The organism is Prevotella heparinolytica (assembly GCF_002998535.1).
GTDB lineage: Bacteria > Bacteroidota > Bacteroidia > Bacteroidales > Bacteroidaceae > Bacteroides > Bacteroides heparinolyticus.
This window is the reverse complement of sequence record NZ_CP027234.1, coordinates 655,025-679,234: the sequence shown is the minus strand read 5'-3', so window position 1 is coordinate 679,234 and position 24,210 is coordinate 655,025. Positions and strand designations below refer to the sequence as shown.

General features: G+C 49.7%; 21 protein-coding genes. 17 read left to right on the top strand and 4 right to left on the bottom strand.

The window, feature by feature from the left end; all coding sequences use genetic code 11:
* Positions 1-53 precede the first annotated feature (53 nt).
* The 13 genes from trpC (at position 54) to C3V43_RS02705 (ending at position 15,681) form a co-directional block, all read left to right on the top strand.
* Positions 54-890 (top strand): indole-3-glycerol phosphate synthase TrpC, encoded by an 837-nt coding sequence (trpC, locus tag C3V43_RS02770; protein ID WP_106068501.1) that lies wholly within the window; start codon positions 54-56, stop codon positions 888-890.
* Positions 887-1,498: a phosphoribosylanthranilate isomerase gene (locus tag C3V43_RS02765; RefSeq protein ID WP_106068500.1), complete on the top strand. Its 612-nt coding sequence runs from the start codon at positions 887-889 to the stop codon at positions 1,496-1,498. The genes trpC and C3V43_RS02765 overlap by 4 nt, the downstream gene beginning before the upstream one ends.
* 113 nt (positions 1,499-1,611) lie before the next feature.
* On the top strand, positions 1,612-2,388 hold the full coding sequence (gene trpA, locus C3V43_RS02760) for a tryptophan synthase subunit alpha (RefSeq protein ID WP_174704393.1): 777 nt from the start codon (positions 1,612-1,614) through the stop codon (positions 2,386-2,388).
* Positions 2,389-3,050: 662 nt separating this feature from the next.
* On the top strand, positions 3,051-5,381 hold the full coding sequence (locus tag C3V43_RS02750) for an LruC domain-containing protein (protein ID WP_106068497.1): 2,331 nt from the start codon (positions 3,051-3,053) through the stop codon (positions 5,379-5,381).
* A gap of 49 nt (positions 5,382-5,430) precedes the next feature.
* On the top strand, positions 5,431-5,790 hold the full coding sequence (locus tag C3V43_RS02745) for a response regulator (RefSeq protein ID WP_106068496.1): 360 nt from the start codon (positions 5,431-5,433) through the stop codon (positions 5,788-5,790).
* Positions 5,791-5,810: 20 nt separating this feature from the next.
* On the top strand, positions 5,811-6,977 hold the full coding sequence (locus tag C3V43_RS02740) for a sugar transferase (protein WP_106068495.1): 1,167 nt from the start codon (positions 5,811-5,813) through the stop codon (positions 6,975-6,977).
* A gap of 28 nt (positions 6,978-7,005) precedes the next feature.
* A complete protein-coding gene (locus C3V43_RS02735) occupies positions 7,006-7,842 on the top strand; it encodes a TolC family protein (RefSeq protein ID WP_106068494.1) in 837 nt (278 codons plus the stop codon).
* A 9-nt stretch (positions 7,843-7,851) separates the two neighbouring features.
* Entirely contained in the window at positions 7,852-10,017 is a 2,166-nt protein-coding gene (locus tag C3V43_RS02730; RefSeq protein ID WP_106068493.1) for a GumC domain-containing protein, read from the top strand.
* Positions 10,018-10,043: 26 nt separating this feature from the next.
* Entirely contained in the window at positions 10,044-11,501 is a 1,458-nt protein-coding gene (locus C3V43_RS02725; RefSeq protein ID WP_106068492.1) for an O-antigen ligase family protein, read from the top strand.
* Between the two features lie 21 nt (positions 11,502-11,522).
* On the top strand, positions 11,523-12,722 hold the full coding sequence (locus tag C3V43_RS02720) for a glycosyltransferase family 2 protein (protein WP_106068491.1): 1,200 nt from the start codon (positions 11,523-11,525) through the stop codon (positions 12,720-12,722).
* A 4-nt stretch (positions 12,723-12,726) separates the two neighbouring features.
* Positions 12,727-13,887 (top strand): glycosyltransferase family 4 protein, encoded by a 1,161-nt coding sequence (locus tag C3V43_RS02715; protein ID WP_106068490.1) that lies wholly within the window; start codon positions 12,727-12,729, stop codon positions 13,885-13,887.
* Positions 13,888-13,892: 5 nt separating this feature from the next.
* Positions 13,893-15,053 carry a glycosyltransferase gene (locus tag C3V43_RS02710; protein WP_106068489.1) on the top strand — a complete coding sequence of 387 codons (1,161 nt, stop codon included), beginning with the start codon at positions 13,893-13,895 and terminating at the stop codon, positions 15,051-15,053.
* 4 nt (positions 15,054-15,057) lie between these two features.
* Positions 15,058-15,681 carry an acyltransferase gene (locus C3V43_RS02705; RefSeq protein ID WP_106068488.1) on the top strand — a complete coding sequence of 208 codons (624 nt, stop codon included), beginning with the start codon at positions 15,058-15,060 and terminating at the stop codon, positions 15,679-15,681.
* 22 nt (positions 15,682-15,703) lie between these two features.
* On the opposite strand, the gene C3V43_RS02700 is transcribed toward C3V43_RS02705, so the two are convergent.
* The 4 genes from C3V43_RS02700 to C3V43_RS02685 form a co-directional block, all read right to left on the bottom strand.
* On the bottom strand, positions 15,704-16,792 hold the full coding sequence (locus C3V43_RS02700; RefSeq protein ID WP_106068487.1) for a hypothetical protein: 1,089 nt from the start codon (positions 16,790-16,792) through the stop codon (positions 15,704-15,706).
* Between the two features lie 91 nt (positions 16,793-16,883).
* A complete protein-coding gene (locus tag C3V43_RS02695) occupies positions 16,884-17,762 on the bottom strand; it encodes a glycosyltransferase family 2 protein (protein WP_106068486.1) in 879 nt (292 codons plus the stop codon).
* Positions 17,763-17,776: 14 nt separating this feature from the next.
* Positions 17,777-18,841: a glycosyltransferase family 2 protein gene (locus C3V43_RS02690; protein ID WP_106068485.1), complete on the bottom strand. Its 1,065-nt coding sequence runs from the start codon at positions 18,839-18,841 to the stop codon at positions 17,777-17,779.
* Positions 18,842-18,902: 61 nt separating this feature from the next.
* Complete coding sequence (locus C3V43_RS02685) at positions 18,903-19,181, bottom strand: hypothetical protein (RefSeq protein WP_129588724.1); 279 nt, start codon at positions 19,179-19,181, stop codon at positions 18,903-18,905.
* A gap of 352 nt (positions 19,182-19,533) precedes the next feature.
* Here C3V43_RS02685 and C3V43_RS15030 point away from each other — a divergent pair, with 352 nt between their 5' ends.
* The 4 genes from C3V43_RS15030 to C3V43_RS02665 all read left to right on the top strand — a co-directional run bounded on the left by C3V43_RS15030 (position 19,534) and on the right by C3V43_RS02665 (position 23,876).
* Positions 19,534-19,662: a hypothetical protein gene (locus C3V43_RS15030; RefSeq protein WP_262494715.1), complete on the top strand. Its 129-nt coding sequence runs from the start codon at positions 19,534-19,536 to the stop codon at positions 19,660-19,662.
* A gap of 613 nt (positions 19,663-20,275) precedes the next feature.
* Positions 20,276-21,505: a DUF7833 domain-containing protein gene (locus C3V43_RS02675; RefSeq protein WP_164996212.1), complete on the top strand. Its 1,230-nt coding sequence runs from the start codon at positions 20,276-20,278 to the stop codon at positions 21,503-21,505.
* Between the two features lie 247 nt (positions 21,506-21,752).
* Positions 21,753-23,579: a bifunctional DNA primase/helicase gene (locus C3V43_RS02670; protein WP_106068481.1), complete on the top strand. Its 1,827-nt coding sequence runs from the start codon at positions 21,753-21,755 to the stop codon at positions 23,577-23,579.
* A gap of 45 nt (positions 23,580-23,624) precedes the next feature.
* Positions 23,625-23,876, top strand: a complete 252-nt coding sequence (locus C3V43_RS02665) for a DUF4248 domain-containing protein (protein ID WP_106068480.1) — start codon at positions 23,625-23,627, stop codon at positions 23,874-23,876.
* The last annotated feature ends 334 nt before the right edge of the window (positions 23,877-24,210 follow it).

Sequence of the window (24,210 nt, the reverse complement as noted above, 5' to 3'; positions counted from 1 at the left end):
CAATAAAATCTTCTACAAACAACATTCAAAACCAATACTCCGTAACAAATAAAATGACAAACAAGAAAAAGTATGACATCCTATCGGCCATCATCGCCCACAAGAAGATGGAGATAGAGCAGCAAAAGCAGGCCATCTCGCCGGAACATCTGCGCGCGCAGGTAGAGTTTCTGATGCAAGAAGAGCCGACTCCCCGCCGCAGCATGAAGCACGCGTTGTCGGCATCGCCCACAGGCATCATCTCCGAGTTCAAACGGCGTTCTCCCTCCAAAGGTTGGATAAACGAAACTGCCCGGGCAGAGGTCGTCCCTGCGGCCTACGAAGCCGCCGGAGCCGCCGCACTCTCCATTCTGACGGATGAGAAATTCTTCGGCGGCTCCCTGCGCGACATCCGCACAGCCCGTCCGCTCGTAGACATCCCCATCCTGCGCAAGGACTTCATCATCGACGAGTACCAGCTTTTGCAAGCCCGCATCGTCGGAGCCGATGCCGTGCTGCTCATTGCAGCCTGCCTCACTCCGGAGCAAAGCAGCACACTCACCGCCCAAGCGCACACACTCGGTTTGGAGGTGCTGTTCGAGATTCACAGCCCCGCAGAAACAGCCCTCATAAACAAGGATGTGGACATGATCGGGATAAACAACCGCCACCTCGGCACTTTCGTCACCGACGTGCAAAACTCTTTCCGGATAGCAGAACAGCTCCGGCAAGCCGCAGAAGGTACGGGCACGCCCCTGCTTGTTTCCGAAAGCGGCATTTCGCATCCCGAAACCATCGCCCGCCTGCGTGCAACGGGTTTCCGGGGCTTTCTCATCGGCGAGACCTTCATGAAGACCGATGCTCCGGGCGACACACTGAAAGATATGATTGAAACCCTCTCCGCCCTATGAAGAAAATCGTGAAAGTATGCGGAATGACGGAAGCCCGCAACATCCGCAAAGTAGAACAACTGGGCGTGGACATGATGGGCTTTATCTTCTATCCCAAGTCTCCCCGTTGCTTGTGCCAGATGCCCGAATACCTGCCCGTAGCGGCCCGACGCGTGGGGATATTCGTGGATGAAAGCAAAGAGAACATCCTCATGTATGCCGACCGTTTCGGGTTGAACTACATTCAGCTGCACGGCAAGGAATCGCCCGCATACTGCCGTTCGCTGCGTCGCTGCGGACTGCACCTTATCAAGGCCTTCCCCGTTGCCCAACCTAAAGACCTGCGGGACGTTTCAGCCTACGACGGCCTGTGCGACTACTATCTGTTCGACACCAAGAGTCCGCAACACGGCGGTTCGGGCAACCTGTTCGACTGGAATCTCCTGCTGTGCTACAACGGTTCTACCGATTTCCTGCTCGGCGGGGGCATCAATCCATACAGTGCGGAGGCCATCAGGAAGTTCCGCCATCCGCGCTTTGCAGGCATCGACATCAACAGCCGTTTCGAGACCTCACCCGGCATCAAGGACACGGAGCGCATCAAGCGGTTTCTGAAGAAGCTGTTTTAGAAACCGGCTTCGCATGCTTCCGATGAAACGGCAAAGGCAAATCCCGGAACCGGAAGCCGAAAGTGAAAGGATAAATAGATCTATTGTAAAACGTCAAATATCAAGGCATTATGTTGAATCGAATCAATCAAACCTTTAAGGAGAATCCCAAGAACCTGCTCTCCATCTATTTCTGTGCCGGCTGCCCCACGCTCGACGGCACTGCCGACGTCATCCGCACCCTCGAGAAAAACAGAGTGGACATGATTGAAATCGGCATCCCTTTCAGCGACCCCATGGCCGACAGCATTGTCATTCAAGACGCAGCCGCCCGTGCCTTGCGCAACGGCATGTCTCTGCGCCTCCTCTTCGAGCAATTGCAAGGCATCCGCCGTGACGTGCGCATCCCCCTCATCCTCATGGGCTACCTCAACCCCATCATGCAATTCGGCTTCGAGGCTTTCTGCCGGAAATGCGCGGAATGCGGCATCGATGGCGTCATCATCCCCGACCTCCCTTTCCGCGATTACGAAAAAGACTACAAAGCCACCGCCCTGAAACACGGCATCCGCATCATCATGCTCATCACCCCCGAAACCGACGAAAACCGCATCAGGGAAATCGACAATCACACCGACGGCTTCATCTACATGGTGTCCGGCGCCTCCGTCACCGGCGCACAGCGAGATTTCGACGCCCGAAAGCAGGCCTATTTCAAGAAGATAGAAGACATGCATCTGCGCAATCCGCGTATGGTGGGCTTCGGCATCAGCAACAGGCAGACCTTCGACTCTGCTTGCACCAACGCTTCGGGCGCCATCATAGGCAGCCGTTTCGTCAGCCTGCTCAACGAAGCCGAAGGCGACGCGGAAAAGGCGATAACGCAACTGAAAGAAGATTTGAAAAGATGATGCGGGCCAGGCCTGCAACTCCCTCAGGCATGAGAAATCGCCAAGCAATAACCCCGGAAAGAGAGAACGCCGCAGACATATTTTACAACTTTCACATCATAGCGTGCATGCTTTTCACGCTCTACAAGGCCGAGGCACGCAAGGCTGCGCGAAAAGTCCGTGGAAAACCTATGCCCGCACTTTAAGAAGCGCATGCCCACACTTCAAGCCAGATATGCCCACACCTTACAGGGTATATGCTTGCATTTCAGGACAGATGCGCCCACACTTTAGGAAAGATATCCCCACACTTCGGAAAGAACAAAACGGCAAAGAAAACGCAAAACTCCCCGAAAGAGTTTTCTGAAAGAATCTTTCATAGAAATAGCATAAAAAACAAAATATACAACTACTAATTGAATATTTTATCCTACCTTTGCCCCGCAAAAAGTAAAATAGCTCCTAAACCGAAGAAGATTATAGATTAAAATAAACAACTTTTTAAATAAGAAGAGACATGAAAGAAATCCGGTATAATTGTCCATACCTGCAACAAACTTGATTTATCCACTCAAACAGAACGATTAAAAAAGGTTAACAAGAAAGCATTTGTGACCTATTGATAAGAATATTAACTTTATTAAATGTATTTTTGTTCGTAACAAGAAATAGCACAGCAACCCATGGAAAAGAAAAAGAAATACACATATACATTTTCAATCTTACTCGCTGTGGTAGGATTCCTTTTTCAAGGCTGTAAAGAAGATGTTTTCAATCCGGAAAAAGTAAAAGCTACTTATCAAGACCGGTTTCCGGTAAAAGACATCGACCCTGAAATGGATTGGAAAATGACACGCTCCATCCAAATCAATGTAACCGTCAATATGGATGCCGGAACAGATTACTCCCTCCGCATTTACGATGACAATCCTTTGACGGAAAACTCCAAAGCCCAACTGCTTGCCGAAGGAACAGCCAACAATAAGATGGCCTTCCTTTCAACGATGGACTGCCCCATCGACGTGACGGCGGTATATGTCTGCCTCACCGATGCTGCCAACCGCAGTGTAGTGAAATTCTGCTCCATCGAGAACGGAAGCTTGCAGGCATCATTCGGCGTATCTCCGTCCACCCGTGCCGCAACCCGCGCCACCAACAACGGCATTGCCACTTACTCCCCCGACCGCACGGAAGCCGAAATCAATACACTTCTTACAACGGCCAAAGAGCTGAAAGAAAATACCGTCATCGTAAAAAACGACGTTTATAAGATTCCTAAAGGCACCACTTATCAAGGAAAGATAACCACTTACGGAATCAACGACGGAACGGCCACCGTGATTGTCGGCGGCACTTGGAACCCCGGGAACAATATCGCCAAAATAGAATCCGGCATCGACCTGATTGTGACCGGTAGCGGCAAGATTATTCTTCCGAAGGACGGAAACCGAGATAAATCCTTATATCTTGTCGGCAGCAGCCGCTTCATCGTCTTTCCGGGAGGCTCTATCGCGGGTGAAACCGGCGGAACGGGCTACATCTACCTATCCAATGCTTCCGGCGGTCGGTTGAATTATAATGCGGGTTCCATTCAAGTCCATACCATTGAGATAAGCGGAGTCGGCCTCTTCTATAATAGTGGAAAAACAGAACTAAACACGCTGCAACTTTCCAATGCCGGCAGCAAGCTGGTGAACCAAGGTGAAGTCAATCTGGTGACGGTTTCCCACTCCAACAGCCTCATCGAGAATGGTTGCCGCCTCACCGTTTCCCAAGACTTTTACGGGAGTCTGACCATGGGCAGCAACTGCTCTGCAACCATAGGCAACTACGCCCCGAACGGGAGCTGGGGAAAAACAATCAGCATGGGCAGCAACTCCATGCTCACCATCAACGGCACGGTCAATTGGGGCGGTATCACCGCGAACGGCCCGCAAAACGGCAGCGCCCTGATAAAGATAGGCACACTGACCGACGTGAATGGTTTCGCACACAAGAGCGGGCATATTTACTATGAAGTCCAAAAAGACGAAATAACCGATGTATGGAAGCGTAACACTTTTCTGCGCTACCTTCTCAACACAAACGGCACACTGTCCAAATGGGGAGAAGCCCCCATCCATATTCCCGCCGGCGAATGCACCGGCAATGGAAACACTCCGGCTTCGGGCAGCGGGACTTCCGCAACAGACGAAGCCATCACCTACACCTATGCCTTTGAAGATAACTTCCCCATGGTGGGCGACTACGACTTCAACGACATCGTGCTCGACGTGAAGACCTCTTATAAACGCGAAAAGCAAACCAATGCGATAAAAGCCATACAAATCGACGTAACTCTGGCAGCCGCAGGCGCCAGCCATACCGTAGGTGCGGGGTTGCGTATTGTCAACATCCCCAAATCCGCCATCCGAAGCATCCGGACCGGTGGAGACGACCGCCGTTTCCAAGAAACACTGACCTCTCCACGCACGGGCAAACGTTTTTTCTCTTATAATTCCTCCACCCAAATGGAAGACGGAGACAACGACATCGTCATTCCCCTGTTCAACGACGAGCATCAAGTGTTCGGGGTAGAACAAGGCACCCATGTCAATACAGCCAGCACAGCCGGCCTGCATGCCGAAGGGAGAAAGAGCTATACTTACGAAATCATCATCGAGTTGGCCGACCAAACCAAGCAGACTCCGCTCTTCTCCAAAGACAACTTGGACTTCTTCATCTGCTATCAATACCAGTATATGCAGAAACGCGTGGAAGTGCATCTCTATGAATTCTGGAAGTACAAAGCCACCGCCGCCGGCATGACCATGGAAACCAACCTCGATTTGGCAGGGAACAACACTTGGGCTATCTGCGTACCCAATTTCCGTTATCCGAAAGAATTAGTCAATATTTCCATTACTTCCAACCCGTCGGCCGGGGCCTATCCGTTGTTCCTCGATTGGGCAAGAAACCGTAATGTCAATACAAACTGGTATCTGTCCCCCAACGAAAACAATGTATATAGATAAGAAAGAAAATGTAATCAATGTTTAACCTATCGCACGATTAAGAAAGAGTATGAAAAAGATATTGTTAGTAGACGATAAAGCCACCATCGGAAAGATACTTTCGACATATTTAGAGAAAGAGTACGACTTTACTTATGTTGAAGACCCTTTGAAAGCCATCGAGTGGCTGCACGAAGGCAACGAACCTGCTTTGATCATTTCGGACATCCGCATGCCCCACATGACCGGGGACGAATTTCTACACTACCTCAAAAGCAACGAATTGTTCAAACAGATACCTGTCATCATGCTTTCCAGTGAAGACAGCAGCAGCAACCGCATCAAACTGCTCGAAGACGGAGCGGCAGATTATATCCTGAAACCTTTCAACCCGATGGAGCTGAAAGTAAGAATCAAGAAGTTCATTTAAGATAGTCATTACATAAAGGAATGTTCTACTACATCTATATAGGTCAGAATCGCACTACCATCGATCATTTGCAACAAATGACCAATGGCATGTTCATCGTTGTATCCGAGGCTGCCAAAGCTCCAAAAATTCTCGATGGCATCCGCGAACGATACAGCACGACTATCCTTTATGAGAAAACTTCGGCAGAAGCAGACGCTCCCGCCATCACCCGTCTTCACCAACGCTTTCCAAGAGTATACATCACATTGGTTACCGACAAGATAACCCCCAAAGAACGCCCGCTTTACATCAAAGCCGGGGTGCAAAACAGTCTTCCACCTGAAACGTCCGAAGAAAGTATCCGGCAGATGTGCGACTACCTCAAGAAACGCGAGGCCAATAAACTGCAAGAATTCAAAGAGAGCCGAAGCCGGGACGACATCTTTCACCTTCCGTTATGGAAGCGACTTTTCGACCTGTTTTTTGCAGGTTTAGCCCTTATTGTGCTCTCCCCCCTGCTGATTATCACAGCCCTTGCCATCCGTCTGGAGAGTAAAGGAAACGTCATCTACAAGTCAAAGCGCGTAGGCACCAACTACAACATCTTCGACTTTCTGAAATTCCGCTCCATGTACACCGATGCCGACAAGCGCTTGAGGGAGTTGAGCAGTCTCAACCAATACCAAACCGAAGAGCCGGAACAACCGGCAACGGAAGAGACGAAAGACCTCATCGGCGACGATACCGACATATCCATTTCTGATAACTTAATCATCTCCGATGACTTCGTTCTGGCAGAACAGGACTTCCTCAAACAGAAAGAGAAGAAAAAAAAGAACGCCTTTGTCAAGATAGAAAACGATCCGCGCGTCACACGTGTAGGTCGCATCATCCGTAAATACAGCATTGACGAACTTCCACAGCTCATCAATGTGCTGAAGGGAGACATGAGCATCATAGGCAACCGCCCCCTCCCCCTCTACGAAGCCGAACTGCTGACCAGTGACGACGCCATCGACCGCTTCATGGGTCCCTCCGGGCTGACGGGACTTTGGCAGGTAGAAAAACGCGGTGATTCCGGTCGCATGTCTGCCGACGAGCGCAAACAACTGGACATCAAATATGCAAAAGAATTCTCCTTTACATTGGATATGAAGATACTTTTAAAAACTTTTACGGCATTTATTCAAAAAGAAAACGTATAATTAAGATAACAATAACTTAACATTGGATATGATAAAAACATACATTAAGTCCATCGTTTATTGCGCCATCCTGTTAGGGGCATTCGGGTTGCCCCTATCAGTCCTTGCACAACAGGAGATGTCGCGGGAAGAACGCATCAAGATATTGCAGAAATTAAACATGGAAGACCGGAAGCTGGAGGCAATAACAACCGAATTGGCTACCCAAAACATTCCTGAGAATCTTGACGAACTTCAGATTCCCCCACTTTCTGTATTCTTGGATGCCGTGGTTGAAAATGCGACCGTAAAAAAAGCCCGCTCACGAGTGGAACAATCAAAAAATGAATATCTGCTACAAAAACGTGATTGGATGAACTACTTCAGAATCAATGGGGCGTATGGTTACGGACGCTATAACATCATCGGTAATGCAAGTAACGAGTTCACTCCTATGTATCAAACATCCATGTCGAGCGCACAACATACTTTCAATATAGGTGCAAGCGTCAACATACCCATAGGAGACATCATAAACCGTCCACAAAAGTTGAAAAAATACAAGTACGACATAGAGCAGTTGCAATATGCGCAAGAAGAAGTAATGGAGGAACGCCGTCTCAGGATATTGGAAGCCTATAATGCCGTCACCGAACAGCTGGCCACCATTAAAGCCAAAGCCGAAACGGCAGCCTTATACAATGCGCAGATGAAAATATCCGAGAACAACTTCATTCAAGGAAAAATTGATATCATCACTCTCTCTTTGGAGCGTGGACGCCGTTCGGGAGCAGTTACCAATTATGAACAAAGTCGTGTAGCTTTGCATAATTCCATCATACTATTAGAGATGTTGACCAACGTAAAAATTATAAAGGATAAATAAAATACAAAAATGAATATAGCTCAGTTCATCACTCAATTTATCTATCGCATCCGATATTGGTTATTATGGGGTAGTCTGTTTGTTACGGGTTTGGTTGTCTACTTTACCCAATTCTTACCTTTCAACTACACAGTAGAAGGGAGTCTTTACGCAGGAATCACTAATGAGACGTCAATAGATGGAACTTATGTAAATAGTTTAACGATTAATAGCACATTCGATAACCTTATCAATCTTGCAAAATCGCGTGGTACTTTACAGAAAGTTTCAGTGAGACTACTTGCCAATGCCTTGACCTATGGTGAAGAGTGGAACGACAATCACTATATCCAGGCCAGACATTATCGCCAACTACTGCAATATACTCCCAAAGAGGTATTGGCTTTAGTGGACAGACAAGACGTAAACAAGACCACAGAAGCCCTCTACAACTATCGTAAAGAAGATGGTAGGAACTTTGTATACGCCATGTTTAACCGACCGGTACCATTCTACAGTGCCAAGGCTTTGGAAGAGATTATTGTGAAGCGCGCCGGTGCCAGCGACATTCTTAACCTGATTTACACCTCGGCCGACCCCGGAATAACCCAGCAAACGCTCATCATTATCATCGATGAATTGATGAAGGCTTACGAAATATTACGCTTTAAAGCGACCAAAGACGTAATAGCCTATTTTGAAGAGCAAGTGCGTTTGGCCAAAGAGCTGTTGAATGAGGAAGAAGATGATTTAATGCAATATTGTATAAAAGAACGGGTTATTAATTATGGCGAAGAAACCGAAGCATTAGCCAATACCCGCTACGGCGTTGACGACCGCAAAGAAAAAGCCTTACGTGAGTATGAGTCAGCTGTGGCACTGCGTAAAATGCTCGACAATAAAATGGATATCCGTGCGCAGATTATCCGTAACAACACAAACTTGTTGCAGGAGTTGAACAAAGTCAGCACCCTCAATCAGAACATCATGGAGCAGGAAATTTTCACATCCGATAAAGCCCAAGCCTCCCATGAGCAGTTGATAAAAGACAGAGAGGCACTTCGGAAGGCGGAAGCAAACATCAGTCACATCTCCGATAATTTAAATGAATTCAATTTCACAAAAGAAGGAGTAGGCATACAGGAAATGGTAAGCGAATGGCTTACCGCATTGGTAAATGAGGCCAAGGCAGGTGCCGAATTGAAAGTGTTGCAAGATCGCCAACAAGATATTTTCGACCAGTACAGCCAAATGTCTCCCGTGGGCACCCAAGTGACACGCAAACAACGCGCCATCGGCATTGCTGAAGACAATTACCGCAACCAGATCAGAGGGTTGGCCGAAGCAAATCTTCGCCTGAAGAACATTGAGATGAACACCAATAACCTGCAAGACGTTGCTCCTCCGGAATACCCTTTAACGGACAATGGGCGCAAACGTTCACTCTATATTCTCGTGGCATTCGTGGGAAGCCTCCTGTTTATTATCACATTCCACCTACTCATAGAGTTGCTTGACCATACATTGAGAGATCCGATACGCAGCAAGCGCCTGACGGGACTTCCTGTTATTGCGGCATTCAACGGTACGAACAACCTTAAATTCCGTGGTTTCCTCAAAGCTTGCAACCGTATAGCAGCGGCTTATAGTTGCCGACGGCTGAATAAGTATATACAGCCCGACCGACCAACCGTGATCAGCTTGTTGAGTATGGAAACGGGAGAAGGCAAAAGCTACCTCGGCAATTTCTTTGCAAGCTACTGGGAGACCGAAGGATTGAACATACGCATTGTGAAGGCAGAAGTAGATTTCGATCCCTCCTCAGCCGCTTACGTCAATGCACAGCAACTTTCTGATTTTTGGCAACCCAATCAAGCAGAACCCGTGCCTAACATTATTCTGGTAGAGTATCCGGCCATCAACACGGCTTCTATTCCTCTGCCGGTTCTGCATAAAGCGGACGTAAATGTTTTGGTGGCCAATGCTTGTCGTCTGTGGCGTAATAGTGACAATACAACATTGCAATATATAAAAACCGTGATCGACGATGCTCCGTTGTATTTATATCTGAACAATGCTGACCGTGAAGTAGTAGAGTCGTTCACCGGAGAATTGCCTCCTCAGACCCCGACGCATTCTCTCTTCAGTCGATTGGCGCAATTAGGATTGACGGCCAAACAAGCTGCCATCAAATAATTAACGATTAAAACAACGCGTGAATAATGGCATTTGCACTTAAAGACAACAATTTCAGACTGACAGCCTCCGGAATAAACTATTTGTTATTCTTTCTGGGATTGTTGGCCATGGCATATAGTCTCATCACGCAACATTGGTTCATCTTCGCGGCAGTCACGCTACTTCCATTGGTGGCAATAATCCTTATATATGCCATAGAAAAGCCTATGTTGAGCTATGTGCTATTTGCAACCGCCACATGCTATTTTTCTGCCATTTACCGTTATAGCGGAATAGAAGGATTAAGCGGGATATTGGATATCGCTTTGGCATTCTGCCTCTTCTCCATATCCATCAATATTATCAGTAACAGAGAAAGTTATTCTTGGACAAGAGGGTTCAATACGCTGACCATCACCTATCTCATCTGGTTGACTTATTGTTTCCTCATCCTTCTTACGCCGTATGCCAGAATAGCCGATTTGGTAAGTAACCGCAGTGTTTTCTTAACGCTTCCCCTCACCTACTTTATTTCAGGAGTCCTTTTATGCAGTACAAAACAATTACGTACCACTCTGTTCCTATTAGGATTGTTCATTATTACGGCAGTTTTTAAGGCCTATTGGCAAAAAAGAAGAGGGTTTGACGATACAGAAATGGAATGGTTGTTGGGAGGAGCATGGCACACTCATATCCTTCAAAGCGGTATACGCTATTTCTCCTTCTATACTGATGCAGGAAACTACGGTTCCTCCATGGGTATGTTTACCGTCACCTTTGGAATCATTGGTATAATAGCCCGTAAGAAGATGGCCCGTTATTTCTGCTTAGGCATTGCAATATTGGCATGGATTGGTATGATGATGTCCGGAACACGAGGAGCAATGGCCGTTCCCTTTGGCGGCATCGCCCTTTACTGCCTCATAAGCAAGAGCGTCAAAATGATGGTCACCAGTCTTCTTTTAGGCATATTTACATTCTCTTTTTTCTATTTCACCGACATTGGAAACGACAATGTCTTCATCAGGCGTATGCGTACCGCTTTCCGTCCCACAGAAGATGCCTCTTTCAATGTCAGAGTTGAGAATCAGAAACGTTTTGCCTATTATTTGGCCGACAAACCCTTTGGCGTGGGAGTAGGAGGAAAGATTGTAGACGTCAAAGGACTTATGGAATTAAACGAAGATTTTATCCCTACCGACTCCTATTATGTAGGGATTTGGGTAGAAGGCGGAGTGGTAGGCCTTGGGCTTTATCTCATTCTGCAAGCCATTGTCCTATTAAGGAGTTGCTACTTATTAATGTTCAGGATAAAGAACAAACAGCTCAGGCTGATACTTACTGCCCTGCTATGCAGTATCTTCGGAATATGGCTGAACGGTTATGCCGGACGAGGGATGGGATTTTTGCCCAGCAATTTTATCATTGCGATATTTTTCTCGTTCATCTTGAACGGCCCATATATGGACAAGCAACTCAAAAAAGATGAAATAATAATTTAGAAACAAAAGATACCAACAGATATGAACGATTTTTTTTCCATATTCAATCCCGAATGGTGGATGAATGAAAACAACAATGCGTTGCAAATGGCAGATGCTATTTTCTTTTTGCTGTTAGCTATCCCCGTGGCATATTTATTCGTATATGCCCTCGCTTCTTTACAGAAATACAGGAATCGCTACCCTGCTTCTAAAAAGCAGCACCGTTTTCTGGTCTTGTTCGTTGCGTTGAAGAACGGCGAGGAGGTTATTGAATCCATCAACCACTTTTTCGATACCCAGAATTATCCGCGCGACAAATACGACGTTGCCGTTGCAGCTACCCAACTACCCGAAGAAGATCTCAGTATACTGCTTCAAATGCCTGTCAACATTGTGGTGCCGGATAAAGAATACTGTACCAAGATCTATGCTATACAGCAGGTTATGGAGCGTTACTCCCACAACGAGTACGATGCCATTACGATTTTCAATTCGGACAATAAGATTGTACCCAAAGCTTTGGAGTACTTCAACAATGCCTATTATTCGGGTTGCGATGCCATCCAGGCACACCGCATGACAGAGAACCTGAATACCAACATAGCCATTTTGAGTGCCACCAGCGAAGAGATCAACAACCATCTCTTCCGTAAGGCGCATACAGCACTCGGATTTTCGTCGGCCCTCATAGGTTCGGGCATGATGTTCGATTTTGAGATGTTCCAGCGTCTTATGCCCAGATTGAAGGGCAGTGACTTTACCAAAGCCATGGAAATAGAGTTGCTGAAGGAAAACATATACACCGAGTATATGGAAGAGGTAGTTTGCTATTGCAAAAAGAAAGAAGAAACTTCCGAATACAGCAAAGAACGTCAACGTTGGCTGTCAGCAGAATATCAAAGCAAGGCTACCGCCATGATGCAATTTCCTTTGGCCTTCCTGCAAGGAAAATGGGATCTTTGCGAAAAGCTGTTTCAGTGGCTGATGCCATCCAGACTGTTGCTCATAGCCTATATTGTATTGGGTGCCGTTATCATGACATTGGCAAACTGGCCTCTCAGCATCAAGTGGTATGTATTATTAGGGATTTTGCTGTTTTCTTACCTCATGGCCTTGCCCGAAGGAGAAGTGAGCCGTCGTTTCCGTAAAGCTTTCTGGCCTTTACCTATTTTGATAGTAGCCTCGGCATTCAGTCATGTAGCACGACTTTTCAGAAAGAAAAAAGAAACAAAAAGCTAAAAGAATGAGGATAGGCATTGAAACCCAACGGATATTCCGTGCAGATAAACATGGCATGGATTTCGTCATCCTTGAAGTGTTGCACCGGTTACAGCAAGAGGATGACGGCAATGAGTACCTCGTATTCGTTGCCCCTGGGCCGGACCGCTGCCTGCAAAGTGGCAGGAACATGCAAGTGGTGGAGCTGAAATGCCCTGTATATCCGCTGTGGGAACAATGGGTTCTTCCGCGAGCCGTGCGCCGCATGCACATCGACATATTGCATTGCACATCGAACACGGCCCCACTATACAGCCCCGCTCCATTGCTGTTGACTTTGCACGACATTATTTTCCTGAATACACCCAAGAGCAAGAAGATGTCGCGCTACCAGCAATTAGGATGGTACTATCGGCGCTGGAACGTACCCCGCATCGTTGCACGTTGCCGACACATCATCACTGTGTCTGAAACAGAACAGGCCAATATCCTCGCCTATTTTCCACAATTAAAAGGGAAGCTCAGCGTAGTGCACAACGGTTACAGCGATTGCTACCGCCCCTTGACGGACGAGGAGACGAAACCCGTTACCCGTAAATACCTGGCAGACGAGAAATACCTGCTTTTCTTGGGCAACACCGATCCGAGAAAAAACACGGAAGGCGTGTTGCGTGCATATCATGCATACTTGCAACGGTCGAAACGAGCCCTGAAACTGGTTGTCACCGGTCTGAAGCGCGAATACGTGGAAGAGTTGCTGGGCAAGATGGGGATTGCATATTGCACTCCCGACATTGTCTATACGGGTTATGTGCCCGGCGAAGACCTGCCTGCGCTATACAACGGCGCCTTCGCTTTCTTGTATCCCTCTTTGCAAGAAGGGTTCGGCATACCGGTGCTGGAAAGCATGGCATGCGGCACACCCGTCATCACCAGCAATTGCTCTTCGTTGCCCGAAGTGGCCGGCGAAGGAGGGGTACTGGTAAATCCTTCTGATTTCAACGAAATAGCAAAAGCACTGCTAAGGCTGGAGAATGACACGGAATACTATCAGGCTCAATCGGCCTACGGATTGGCTCGCGTAAAACGATTCTCTTGGCAACAAACGACCGAGGATTACAGAAAAATATACAACGAAATCACTACACGCCTCTCTCGCACGGAGCAGTCAAGAATAAAAAGCTAACAAGTATGGCAGATTTCATCATTACCACTCTTCAGTCATGGGATATCGAAATAGGCAGTACTATCAAGAATACAGCCATAGAGATTTCGAGACAGAACAGAGTATTCTATATCAATACTCCTCCCGGTATTTTGCAATGGATGCGGAAAGGTGAGCGACCGAATAAGCCTGACGCTGTTTCAGTCAATGACAATCTTCACATTATTTATTGCCGCATTCCCGCATTACCCGCAGGCAACATGCCATTCAGGTGGTTGTTCAATTTGATGAATTATTGCAACAACTACACTATAGCCCGTACCATCAAGAAGACGATAAAAAAATATAAGATTCAGAACTATACCCATATCATTGATACGGATATTTTCCGAAGCCGCTACCTCAAGCAGTTGCTCCGTCCCAACATTTCTATATACTATCGCCGCGATTACGTTATCGGGGTGGATTATTGGAAAAAATACGGTGTGAGCTGCGAGCAGGCCATCGTGGCCCAATCTGATATCGTATTGACCAATTCGGACTATTTCACGGAAGAGCTGAAACCCCTGAATGGCAATATACATACAACCAACACCGGCGTTGACCTGGAACTTTACGATGCTCGCATCGAACACGAACGGCCTGCCGATATGGCAGGTATCTCCTCTCCTGTCATCGGCTATACGGGTGCCATCATCCAAAGCAGGATAGACGGAGAACTGCTGTATGCGGTGATACAACAGCTTGCCGAATACAACTTCGTTTTTGTGGGACCCGAAGACGAACATTTCAAGGGCCATGCGTTGCATCAACTCAAAAACGCTTTCTTCGTGGGGCGCAAGGATGTGGATATGCTTCCGCATTACATCCGGTATTTCGACGTCTGCATCAACCCTCAATACGTGAACCCTATTACAGAAGGAAACTATCCGTTGAAGATAGACGAGTACCTAGCCATGGGCAAACCGGTTGTTGCCACCGGCACGCACACCATGCGCGACGTGTTTGGCCGGCACACGCACTTGGCCAACGACACAGAATCGTGGATAAAAGCACTCAGGGTTGCCGTGGGCGAGACACATGACACGGCATTGTCGCAAGAGCGCATCCGTTTTGCCCACACCCACAGCTGGGAGAACAGCGTGAAAAAGATATACCAAGCCATTGAAGAATTTAAACGCAGATGAAGCCATGAAACAGATAGCAAAGCTGAAGAACAGCATCAAGCAATCGCCTGTATGGAAAAAACGCATCCATCGGCTGATGTTTTCCAATGCACGCCCGCGTTTATGGGTGAAATGGCTGGTGAATCCATTGGTGTTCCACCACGGCAAAGGGGCGGTGATCCGCCGTAATACGGTCATCAACGTTTCGCCGCTCAACCGATTCCGGTTGGGTGCGGACAGCACCATCGAAGAATATTGCGTAGTGGATAACGGGGTGGGCGATGTCATCATCGGCGACCATACGCGCATCGGACTGCGTTCCACCCTTATAGGCCCCGTGCAGATAGGGCATCATGTGATTCTGGCACAAAACACGGTGCTGTCGGGGTTGAACCACAACTACGAGAATCCCGGTTTGCCCATACACCGACAAGGCGTAAGTACCCGTGGCATCCGGATAGGCGATGGCTCGTGGATTGGCGCCAATGCCATCATCACGGCAGGCGTCGAGATAGGCGAGCACGTCATTGTAGGCGCGGGAAGCGTTGTAACCAAAGACATTCCGGCTTACAGCGTGGCTGTGGGCAATCCGGCCCGAATCATAAAAAAACTGGATGCCGCATCCGGACGGTGGGTGAAGACGGAATAACCTCCTCCTGCCCTGCACGGGTTCAGAGTTGATAGTTACGGTCGGCCAGAATCTTGCTTATCTTATCCACTCTGTCAAGCCATGACGCATTTTCCAAGGCCGTGGCATAGTTACGGTCCACCAATCCCTGGTAAGTGTGTATGTTTTTCAGCAGCTCTTCCATTTGCTCCCCGGGTTTTTCCCAATCGATATTCACCACCGGGTCATAGCCTATCAAATCAATCAGTTCCTTCGGAGCCCTGCCCACAATGAGGCACCGGCTCAACATCGCTTCCCAATAGCGTTGGGTCAACGTTTCAAGGTTTCCCGACTTTTGCGGGTCGGTGTCTGTGAGCGGGAAAGAGACAAGCACCTTTGTGTCCGACAGAACCTCCAGCAACTCCTCCGCCGTAGGGAAAGCCAGTTGCAAGAGTCTTCCATCCTCTGCATATCTGTTTCTGTAATAATGCGTTATGATGCCTGCCGCATGAAGTTTTTCCAATATGGCATGATATTCTTTTTTTTGCCGTCCAAGCTCGTACACCTCCACATGCCTTTCCGACAAGTCGTTTCCTTTGTCATAGTCGCCCAAGTCTATTCCTTCGGGAATCCAATGAGCCTCGATTCCCAGTTCTTCAGAAATTTTCCGGGCCATGTCTCTTGCCGTAACAAACACCATCTTGCATTCGAACAACTTCAGATCGCTAAACAAACTTTCCCACGTAGAAGGCCACACATCCCACAGCACCGGTATGATTTCATACCGATAGAAAAATGGAAACGCATTTCTGAAAAAAGTGGCTCCGGTGGTTGTCACGATAATGGCCTTTTTCTTTTCGGTCTTGTTGAGCCACGGATACAGCCGCATGCCTATTTTCCTCAAGGAATTTCCGCCGCTGGCCGGAACCACGGCACTGGTTGCTTTTGCAGCTCCTGCCGGCATTTTTTTCTTAAAGATGAAAGAACGCAATGAGGAAAGAGCCGACAGAACTTTTTTAAGACTGAAGGTCACGTCAAACAGCACATCTGCGCGAGGCGTAATTTTACGGGCAATAGCCGCCTCTACAAACTGATGCATATAAAACTGGAATTGTCCGGCTTTTCTTTTTCTATTCTTGATATATACTTTCATAGATTGCACATTACACGATTATTTACAGATTCATTCCTCGCCCTTTCAGATAAGAGGGAGCTCACGCATACACACCTCCTCCAGTCCCGTGTCAGCCCGACACCGAACGTTTCAGGAATCCGGCAAACGTGCCCCTCCATATGGCAGAGAGCAGGTCGAGCCGCTTTTCGACGGCGAACATCAGCATTTTCTTGGGCAGAACCACCAGCAGCAGATAGGCACAGGCCAACGGTTTGCGCCATCCACTGCAATTGCGGCGGGCGTATATCATCCGTGCGCGCGACAAGTAGTATTCCCTGAAAGGGGTGGACTTGGGAATGCTCATGCTCTCTTTGTGGTAGACCTCCGCTCCGGGTTCGTAATACAAGGTGTATCCAGCCTTGCGCATGCGGTGACTCCAATCGAACTCTTCGTAGAACAAGAAATATACCTCTGTCATCCGGCCAACGGCCTCCATCACATCACGGCGTACCATCATTGCGCCACCATGCAGCACCTCGGTCTCTTTGGGTTGCATGAAATCGGCCGCCCGCAAGGGGTCGAAAGGTTCGGTGGTATGCTTCAGCGTCAACGGTGTCATGTCGCGGTAGCCGTAATACTGCAACTCTTCGGGTTTGTAGAGGTAGTGGATGCAGGGCGACACCCCGCCTATTTTCAAGTCGGACAGCCGCGCCACCATGGGTTCCAGCATGGGATGCTTTACCACCATGTCGTTGTTCAGGAAAAACAAGTATTCGCCGCGCGCATACCTGTATCCCAGATTATTGCCTCCGGCAAAACCGAGGTTGTGCTCGCTGCGCACCACAACCGCATCGGGGTGTGCGGCACTGATACGCTCTGCGTCGTCACCTTTCGAGGCATTGTCCACCACGATCACTTCGTGAGGATAGGTCTCAAACTTTTTCAGCGAAGACAGCAGTTCGCATGTGTCTTGCCAACCATTATAATTTACAGTGATGATGGACACCATAGGCTTCTATCGTCTTAATGTTTAAAATGCACCCACCTGCTTATCCGCTTTTTCACTTGCAATGTCCTGCCTAAACCGACCATGCCGCACTTCAGTGTCATGGGCAGGGAGAAGAAAGCGCGGAGAAGCAGGTATTTGGCCGTTCGCTTTCCTCCGTGGTCGCGGGCGGGGGCGGTAAAATATACCGACAGGATCTGCCGCATCAGCTCTTTCCTCAAGGCGGCAGGCAGCAGACGTGAGTCGGCGATGCGATAGGCATGGTAGAGGCTCATCTGCATGATGTCCGCCAACAGCTTGCGATAGAATGTCTCGGCAGTGAGGGGGCGGATGTAGTTGCTCTTCAACTGCTGTATCTCAACGTATTGGCGCGCTATGTTCTCCGTATATCCTCGCGAGGCGGAGAGGCCTGAGACGGATTCGGGGTTGCAGGTGTAGTGCAGCGTACAATGGGGAATGAGGTGGCAGGAACGGGCGTTCAGGATGACTTGGTAGGTGAACCAAGGGTCTTCGTTGTAGTGTCCGGGGCGGCAGCGTATGTTATGTTTTTTCAGGAAGTCGAGCCGGTACAGCTTATTCCACGAGGCCACAAACAGCTCTTTGCCTTCGCCGTAGCGGTAGCGCGCCACGGGATAGGTGCCGCCTTCTACGAGGGTATCTTCGTAGCGGCAGCCTTTGTAGGTATTTCCGTTCATGTCCATGCGCACAAACGAGGCGGCCACGAAGTCCACGGGATGGCTCCGCATTTGGTTGTAAAGAATTTCTATGCAGTCGGGCACAATCACGTCGTCGCAGTCCATCGTGAAGAGATACTCACCTTGCGCATGGTCCAGAATGGCGTTGCGGGCCACGGCTATCCCTTGATTGCGCTGCTGGTCGATGATGCGTACGGCATGGCCGCGCGGATGCCCGTTCACCACACGGCGCACGATGTCCATGCTGTTGCCCTTGTCGTCCACAAAAAGGTATTCGATGTTCGGATAGGTTTGGTTCAGGGCAGACAGCAGGGTGCGCTCTATCAGGTCGGCGGCATTGTACACGGGTATTCCGAAGGATATCAAAGGGTGGTTGTTCTGCTCCATTTTTAGGGTGGTTACGTTTCTTGCTTATTATAATGATGGCGTTTTTTTTGAGGGAAAGAGATTATTTTTGTTGCATGAAGAGCCAATCTCTCACGGACTTCAGTTTATAGGCATAGTCGAAAGAGTACATGTGTCCGCCGCCCTTCCATGACCTTTTGTTTTCAGGCACCACTGTCTGCGGGGTGAATCGCACGAAGTTTATGGCAAAGCCTTCAGCTATGAGTTGCCGCACTTTTTCTTCCTGTTGTGCCTGCGGAAGTTGAGCCGAAAATTCCGTTTCGCCGTAAACCGCTCCGTTTTCGGAAAGCATTTGTCCCGGTTCTTTCATCCCTTTGTTCATTGTCTTGTTTTTTCCTTTATGTAATTGTTTCGACAGCATGGATTTTCACGGTTTCGTAAGAATCTTGCGTGCCGTAAAGTTACGGCATTTCATACCTGTATCCAAATTTTATGGCCGGTTTTTGTGGTAAAATCAGCGTTTCCGGCGAGGGAAAAACGCTTTTCCTCCTTTTGCACTCTTGCGCATCTGCAATCGGCTGTTTTCTTTTATACAAGAAAAGGGAATTTTGCTATCTTTGCGCCATTTTACTTAAAATTATGAATAAAAAGTAGACATCCGAATCGCATTCGACGAAAGAGAGATTTTTAATTATTCGTTCGAAACAGTTCACAGAGCGGAAACGCTCGCCGTGTTGGAAACCTTGAAGGAGACGCTGAACGCCTACATGGAGCAGCAGCCCGAAATCACCAAAGGTATGGCGGCCGCAATGGCGTCTATGAGGAAAGTGACCCGGAAGTACAAGCACACCCGCAAGCACTGAAAGAACGATGAGTGACAACAACGCACGCACGGCACATCCGCGCATCAGGCTGCCCTGCCCCCGCTTTATCCTTTCCGTTTTCTTGATAATTTATAGAGAGATTATTTTCTTTTTTCTTGACGGTTCAGGAGGGAATGGGTGTTCTTGACTTTTCAGACGCTGATTACGCAGATTTATTTTTTGAGGGAAGAGAAAATCTGTGTTATCCTGCGTCGTCAGCATCCTAAATCATAAAAAGAAAACCGGCTCCAATAAGGAGAATAAGTACGATAGATTCTATTGCAGGAAACCTCGATTTATGTGTAAAAAGCATAGCATTGTTAATCGAAATAACGTGTAAAGATCTTGCCGGCGCATCCGTCACCTCCTCCCCACCTCCGGCGAAGCGCTTCCATAACCCACTGACTAACAAGACATTTATAAAAACCATCAGAAAAAATATCAATATATCGATAATTTTATGAAAAACCGGGTTCGCGGCATTTTATCGGCCTCAGAACATGCTGTGAGGGCTATAAAATGCCGCGAACCCGGTTTTTGGTGCATTTGCATTTTGTCTTCGCAGGCCTTAACTTTGCAGCCACAACAGCATAACTCAGATACAAAACAAAAAATGGAAAGCTATAGTTGGTTTAAACATCGCTTCAACATGAGCCAAGACAGCAGGCTCTTCAAACTCATCGACGAAGAAGGAGCGCGCGGATATGGCAGCTACCTCTTCATCATCGAACAACTTTACAGCCAGAGTTCCGCCCGCCTTTTCCTCGGGCAACTGAAACTCATGCAGCAGAAAGGTTTCCCACAAGCCTATCTCGAAAAAATAGTCAGGAACTACGGCCTGTTCGTCATCGAAGGAGACATGTTTTCGTCGGCCATCGACTTCTACGAGCCGTGGCGGAAGGAGCAATCCGTGTCAAAGAAAAATACCACCGAAAAACGGAAAAGAACCGGGAGCCACGCCACGGAAACAAAAACGGAAAAGGCACAAACCATGCCCCGTGCCCGAAAAGCAACCTCCACCGCCACGGAAACAAAAACGGCAGCCAAAAAAACAACCGTCCCGGCGATGAACCGTGAAAAGTCGAAACCGACAGGCAACGGAATCCCCGAAAACAGAAACAAGGCGACAGCCGAACCGGTAAACGGAGAAGCAACAGCCATCGTTTCTTCTTCGGGCGAAGCACCCGCCAACCCCGTGCCGACCCGGAGCCAACTCCAAGCCGGCTCCGAGTCGGCAAGCAGTCGGGCGACGTCCGAAAACACAGATAAACCGCAGTGCGACAGCAACTTAACGCACAGCAAAAGCCTCGCGCGCGTAAGAGAAGAAAAGAACAGAGAAGAGAAGAATAGAGAATATCTCCCCCATATATCCCCCTCATCGGTGGTGGAGGTGGAGGTGGAGGTAGAAAACAAAGCCATCCTGCCCTGGAAGCATTACCTCGACGAAATGCAAAACGACAGTTCGTGGCTCGAAGTGGTCTTCATGAAAAGCGGCTACGGCGACCTGCTGAGCCGCCACCTGAAGGAGGCCGTAAAGGTGTTCGAGCAGCACATCATCTACCTTGGGAAAGGCGGTGAACTGCTGAAACTCAGCGACGTGAAGCGCTACTTCGCCTACTTCACCATGGCAGGACGAAACACCTCGCAGGTCTTGCGGCAAACCCTGCTCAGGCTGGAAGCCACGCCCGGCGTAGCGACCGCCATCCCTCCCGACCCCTACCGCTACGAGCAGTGCATCGACGGGAAACGCACCTATCTGGGCTGCCTCATACCGGCGAACGCTCCACCGCGCCCCTCGGCCACGGCCTATTGGGACGAGACCACGGCGACATGGAACACCTGACCGCACCTCATGTGCCCCGCAAACTGAGGGCGCAACAACCATGAAGTGCCGTCTTGCAGGCCTCAAAGTGGCGTCCTGCAAGCAGTAAGGTGCAGCCTTGCAGAGAACAAAATGCGGGCTTGCGGACAACCAAGTGCGGGCATGCAGGCCGCCAAATGCGGGCTTGCAGACGACACCCCTCCCCCGGAGTCCGCCCCGCACACCTACGAACCAAATCTTTTTTTTGTAAAAATAAAACGAAATTATTATGAGAAACTATCACAAGTATGGAATCGACACCCGCGGCCGCAACAGCGGCAAAGTGAAAACCGTCTGCCCGCAATGCAACGACACGCGCAGGCACAAAGGAGACAAATCGCTCTCCGTGAACTTAGACCTCGGACTGTGCAAATGCCACCACTGCGGCTGGAGCTTCTACGTGCCCGACGAAGCCGAAGAGCGCGCCCGCCGCGAGCACAGCCTCCGGTTGCAGCAACGCACGCAAGCCGTCCGCCCGCCGCAACACTTCCGCCGCCCCGTGTTCGACCCCTCGAAGATGCAGCTCAGCGAACGGCTGGAACGCTACTGGACCGAGACACGCTGCCTGCCCCAGAGCCTGCTGGCCGAACTGCGCATCACCGAAGAGCGCCGGCGCATGCCGGCCGACAACCGCGAGGAGAACTGCATCTGCTTCAACTACTTCGAGAACGGCACGCTGGTCAACACCAAGTACCGCAGCGCGCAGAAGCACTTCATGATGGTGAGCGGCGCCGAGCTTATCCCCTACAACATCGACGGCATACTGGGCACCCCGCAGTGCATCATCACCGAGGGCGAGTTCGACGCCGCCTCGTGCATGGCCGCCGGACGCAGGGACGTCATCTCCGTGCCATCGGGCGCCAACGCCAACCTGACGTGGCTCGACCGCTTCATCGACACCCACTTCGAGGACAAGCAGAGCATCTGCATCGCCGTGGACGAAGACGCCGCCGGAATGCTGCTGCGCCAAGAACTCATCCGCCGGCTCGGTGCCGAACGCTGCCGCACGGTGCACTTCGGCCCCGGCTGCAAGGATGCCAACGAACACCTCGTGAAGTACGGCGCCGAGAGCCTGCGCATCTGCCTCGAACAAGCCGAAGAAGTGCCTCTGGAGGGCATCTTCACCGCGCAAGAGTGCCACGACGACCTCCGCACCCTCTACGAAAACGGCCTGCAGCAAGGCGCCGACACGGGCTGGGACAACCTCGACCGCAACTGCACCTTCGAGCCGGGACGCCTCATGATCGTCACCGGACGCCCCGGCGACGGCAAGTCGGAGTTCATCGACGAACTGGCCCTGCGCCTCTGCCTGCGCCACGAGTGGAAAGTGGCCTACTTCAGCCCCGAAAACATGCCCATCGTCTACCACCAGTCCAAACTGATAGAAAAACTCACGGGCAAGCGCTTCCACATCGACGGAGGCCTCACCGAAGCCCTCTTCGACCACGCCGAACGCTGGCTGACGGACAACATCGTGCACATCCTGCCCGGCGACGAAAGCTACACCATCGACCACGTGCTGGAAAAAGCCCGTCAGGTGGTGCGCCGCAGGGGTGTGCGCATCGTCGTCATCGACCCCATGAACCGCCTCGAAACACCTCCCGCCTCCACGGGCGACTCCGAGCTGCTCAACATCCGCTCCACGCTGCGCAAGATAGGGCGGTTTGCCACGCAAAACAAATGCCTCGTCATCCTCGTGGTGCACCCCCGCAAGGTGAACCGCACCGACAACGGCCAACTGCGCCGCGTGGAGATGAACGACATCAACGGCTCGGCCGACTTCGGCAACATGGCCGACTACTGCCTGGCCGTAGACCGCAACGACGACAAGCAGATGGTCACCGTCTACGTCGACAAGGTGCGCTTCAAGCATCTGGGCAGGGCACACACCTCGGCCTCCTTCGTCTACAACCTGCTGAACGGCCGCTACTGGCCCTGCGAGGAAGACATCGTCCGCACCCCCGACGGCGACCGTCCGGGCCCCGTGAACACACGCTTCGACAACGAAAATTGGCTGAAAAATATTGCCGAAAACGGTAGGTTATTCAATGAATAATCACTACATTTGTATCAATAATAAATACAAAATAAAACAACAGACATGCAAACCGGAAAAACCGCAGAACTACTGTCCGAGTCCCCCTTCCCGATACACAGCTACGGGAAGGGCGAACTCGCCTCGCTCTACCTCCCCAACGTGTGCCAGCAGACGGCCGTCAACCGCTTCAACAAGTGGATACACACCTCTCCCGGACTGGAACAACGCCTCATGGCCACCGGCTTGCGCCCCACAAGCAGGCACTACACCCCGGCACAAGTGAAGCTCATCGTCGACGCGCTGGGCGAACCGTGAAGAGATGCAAGGAGACCCTAAAGTTTACCACAGAGCTCCCAAATGCCGATAGAAACAGCGATATTCCGAACACTAAAAGAACTTACTCTTCCTTTTCTGTTCAAATATCAGCCACCCACATGATATGTGTAGTGGTTAGATGCAACCATATCCTCCCTTATCCTCTCCGAACCTCCGCCAACCTCTCCGAACCTCCTTCCCTCCCCAAGCGGCTTCCTATCTTTGCACCAACGAAACGAAGCGGACAGATTCGCTGCAGAGACATCTCCCCCGCCCCGCCGTTTCGCACAGAGAAACCATTTATAACAAAACATTTAAGAAAACACTCAATTAT

Bases quoted from the DNA above. Each gene is read 5' to 3' on its own strand.
- C3V43_RS02730 (WP_106068493.1), top strand. From the start codon at position 7,852: ATGAATATAGCTCAGTTCATCACTCAATTTATCTATCGCATCCGATAT.
- C3V43_RS02705 (WP_106068488.1), top strand. From the start codon at position 15,058: ATGAAACAGATAGCAAAGCTGAAGAACAGCATCAAGCAATCGCCTGTA.
- C3V43_RS02750 (WP_106068497.1), top strand. From the start codon at position 3,051: ATGGAAAAGAAAAAGAAATACACATATACATTTTCAATCTTACTCGCT.
- C3V43_RS02690 (WP_106068485.1), bottom strand. From the start codon at position 18,841: ATGGAGCAGAACAACCACCCTTTGATATCCTTCGGAATACCCGTGTAC.
- C3V43_RS02735 (WP_106068494.1), top strand. From the start codon at position 7,006: ATGATAAAAACATACATTAAGTCCATCGTTTATTGCGCCATCCTGTTA.
- trpC (WP_106068501.1), top strand. From the start codon at position 54: ATGACAAACAAGAAAAAGTATGACATCCTATCGGCCATCATCGCCCAC.
- C3V43_RS02710 (WP_106068489.1), top strand. From the start codon at position 13,893: ATGGCAGATTTCATCATTACCACTCTTCAGTCATGGGATATCGAAATA.
- C3V43_RS02695 (WP_106068486.1), bottom strand. From the start codon at position 17,762: ATGGTGTCCATCATCACTGTAAATTATAATGGTTGGCAAGACACATGC.
- C3V43_RS02700 (WP_106068487.1), bottom strand. From the start codon at position 16,792: ATGAAAGTATATATCAAGAATAGAAAAAGAAAAGCCGGACAATTCCAG.
- C3V43_RS02725 (WP_106068492.1), top strand. From the start codon at position 10,044: ATGGCATTTGCACTTAAAGACAACAATTTCAGACTGACAGCCTCCGGA.
- C3V43_RS02665 (WP_106068480.1), top strand. From the start codon at position 23,625: ATGCAAACCGGAAAAACCGCAGAACTACTGTCCGAGTCCCCCTTCCCG.
- C3V43_RS02675 (WP_164996212.1), top strand. From the start codon at position 20,276: ATGGAAAGCTATAGTTGGTTTAAACATCGCTTCAACATGAGCCAAGAC.
- C3V43_RS02685 (WP_129588724.1), bottom strand. From the start codon at position 19,181: ATGAACAAAGGGATGAAAGAACCGGGACAAATGCTTTCCGAAAACGGA.
- C3V43_RS02745 (WP_106068496.1), top strand. From the start codon at position 5,431: ATGAAAAAGATATTGTTAGTAGACGATAAAGCCACCATCGGAAAGATA.
- C3V43_RS02715 (WP_106068490.1), top strand. From the start codon at position 12,727: ATGAGGATAGGCATTGAAACCCAACGGATATTCCGTGCAGATAAACAT.
- C3V43_RS02765 (WP_106068500.1), top strand. From the start codon at position 887: ATGAAGAAAATCGTGAAAGTATGCGGAATGACGGAAGCCCGCAACATC.
- C3V43_RS02720 (WP_106068491.1), top strand. From the start codon at position 11,523: ATGAACGATTTTTTTTCCATATTCAATCCCGAATGGTGGATGAATGAA.
- C3V43_RS02670 (WP_106068481.1), top strand. From the start codon at position 21,753: ATGAGAAACTATCACAAGTATGGAATCGACACCCGCGGCCGCAACAGC.
- C3V43_RS02740 (WP_106068495.1), top strand. From the start codon at position 5,811: ATGTTCTACTACATCTATATAGGTCAGAATCGCACTACCATCGATCAT.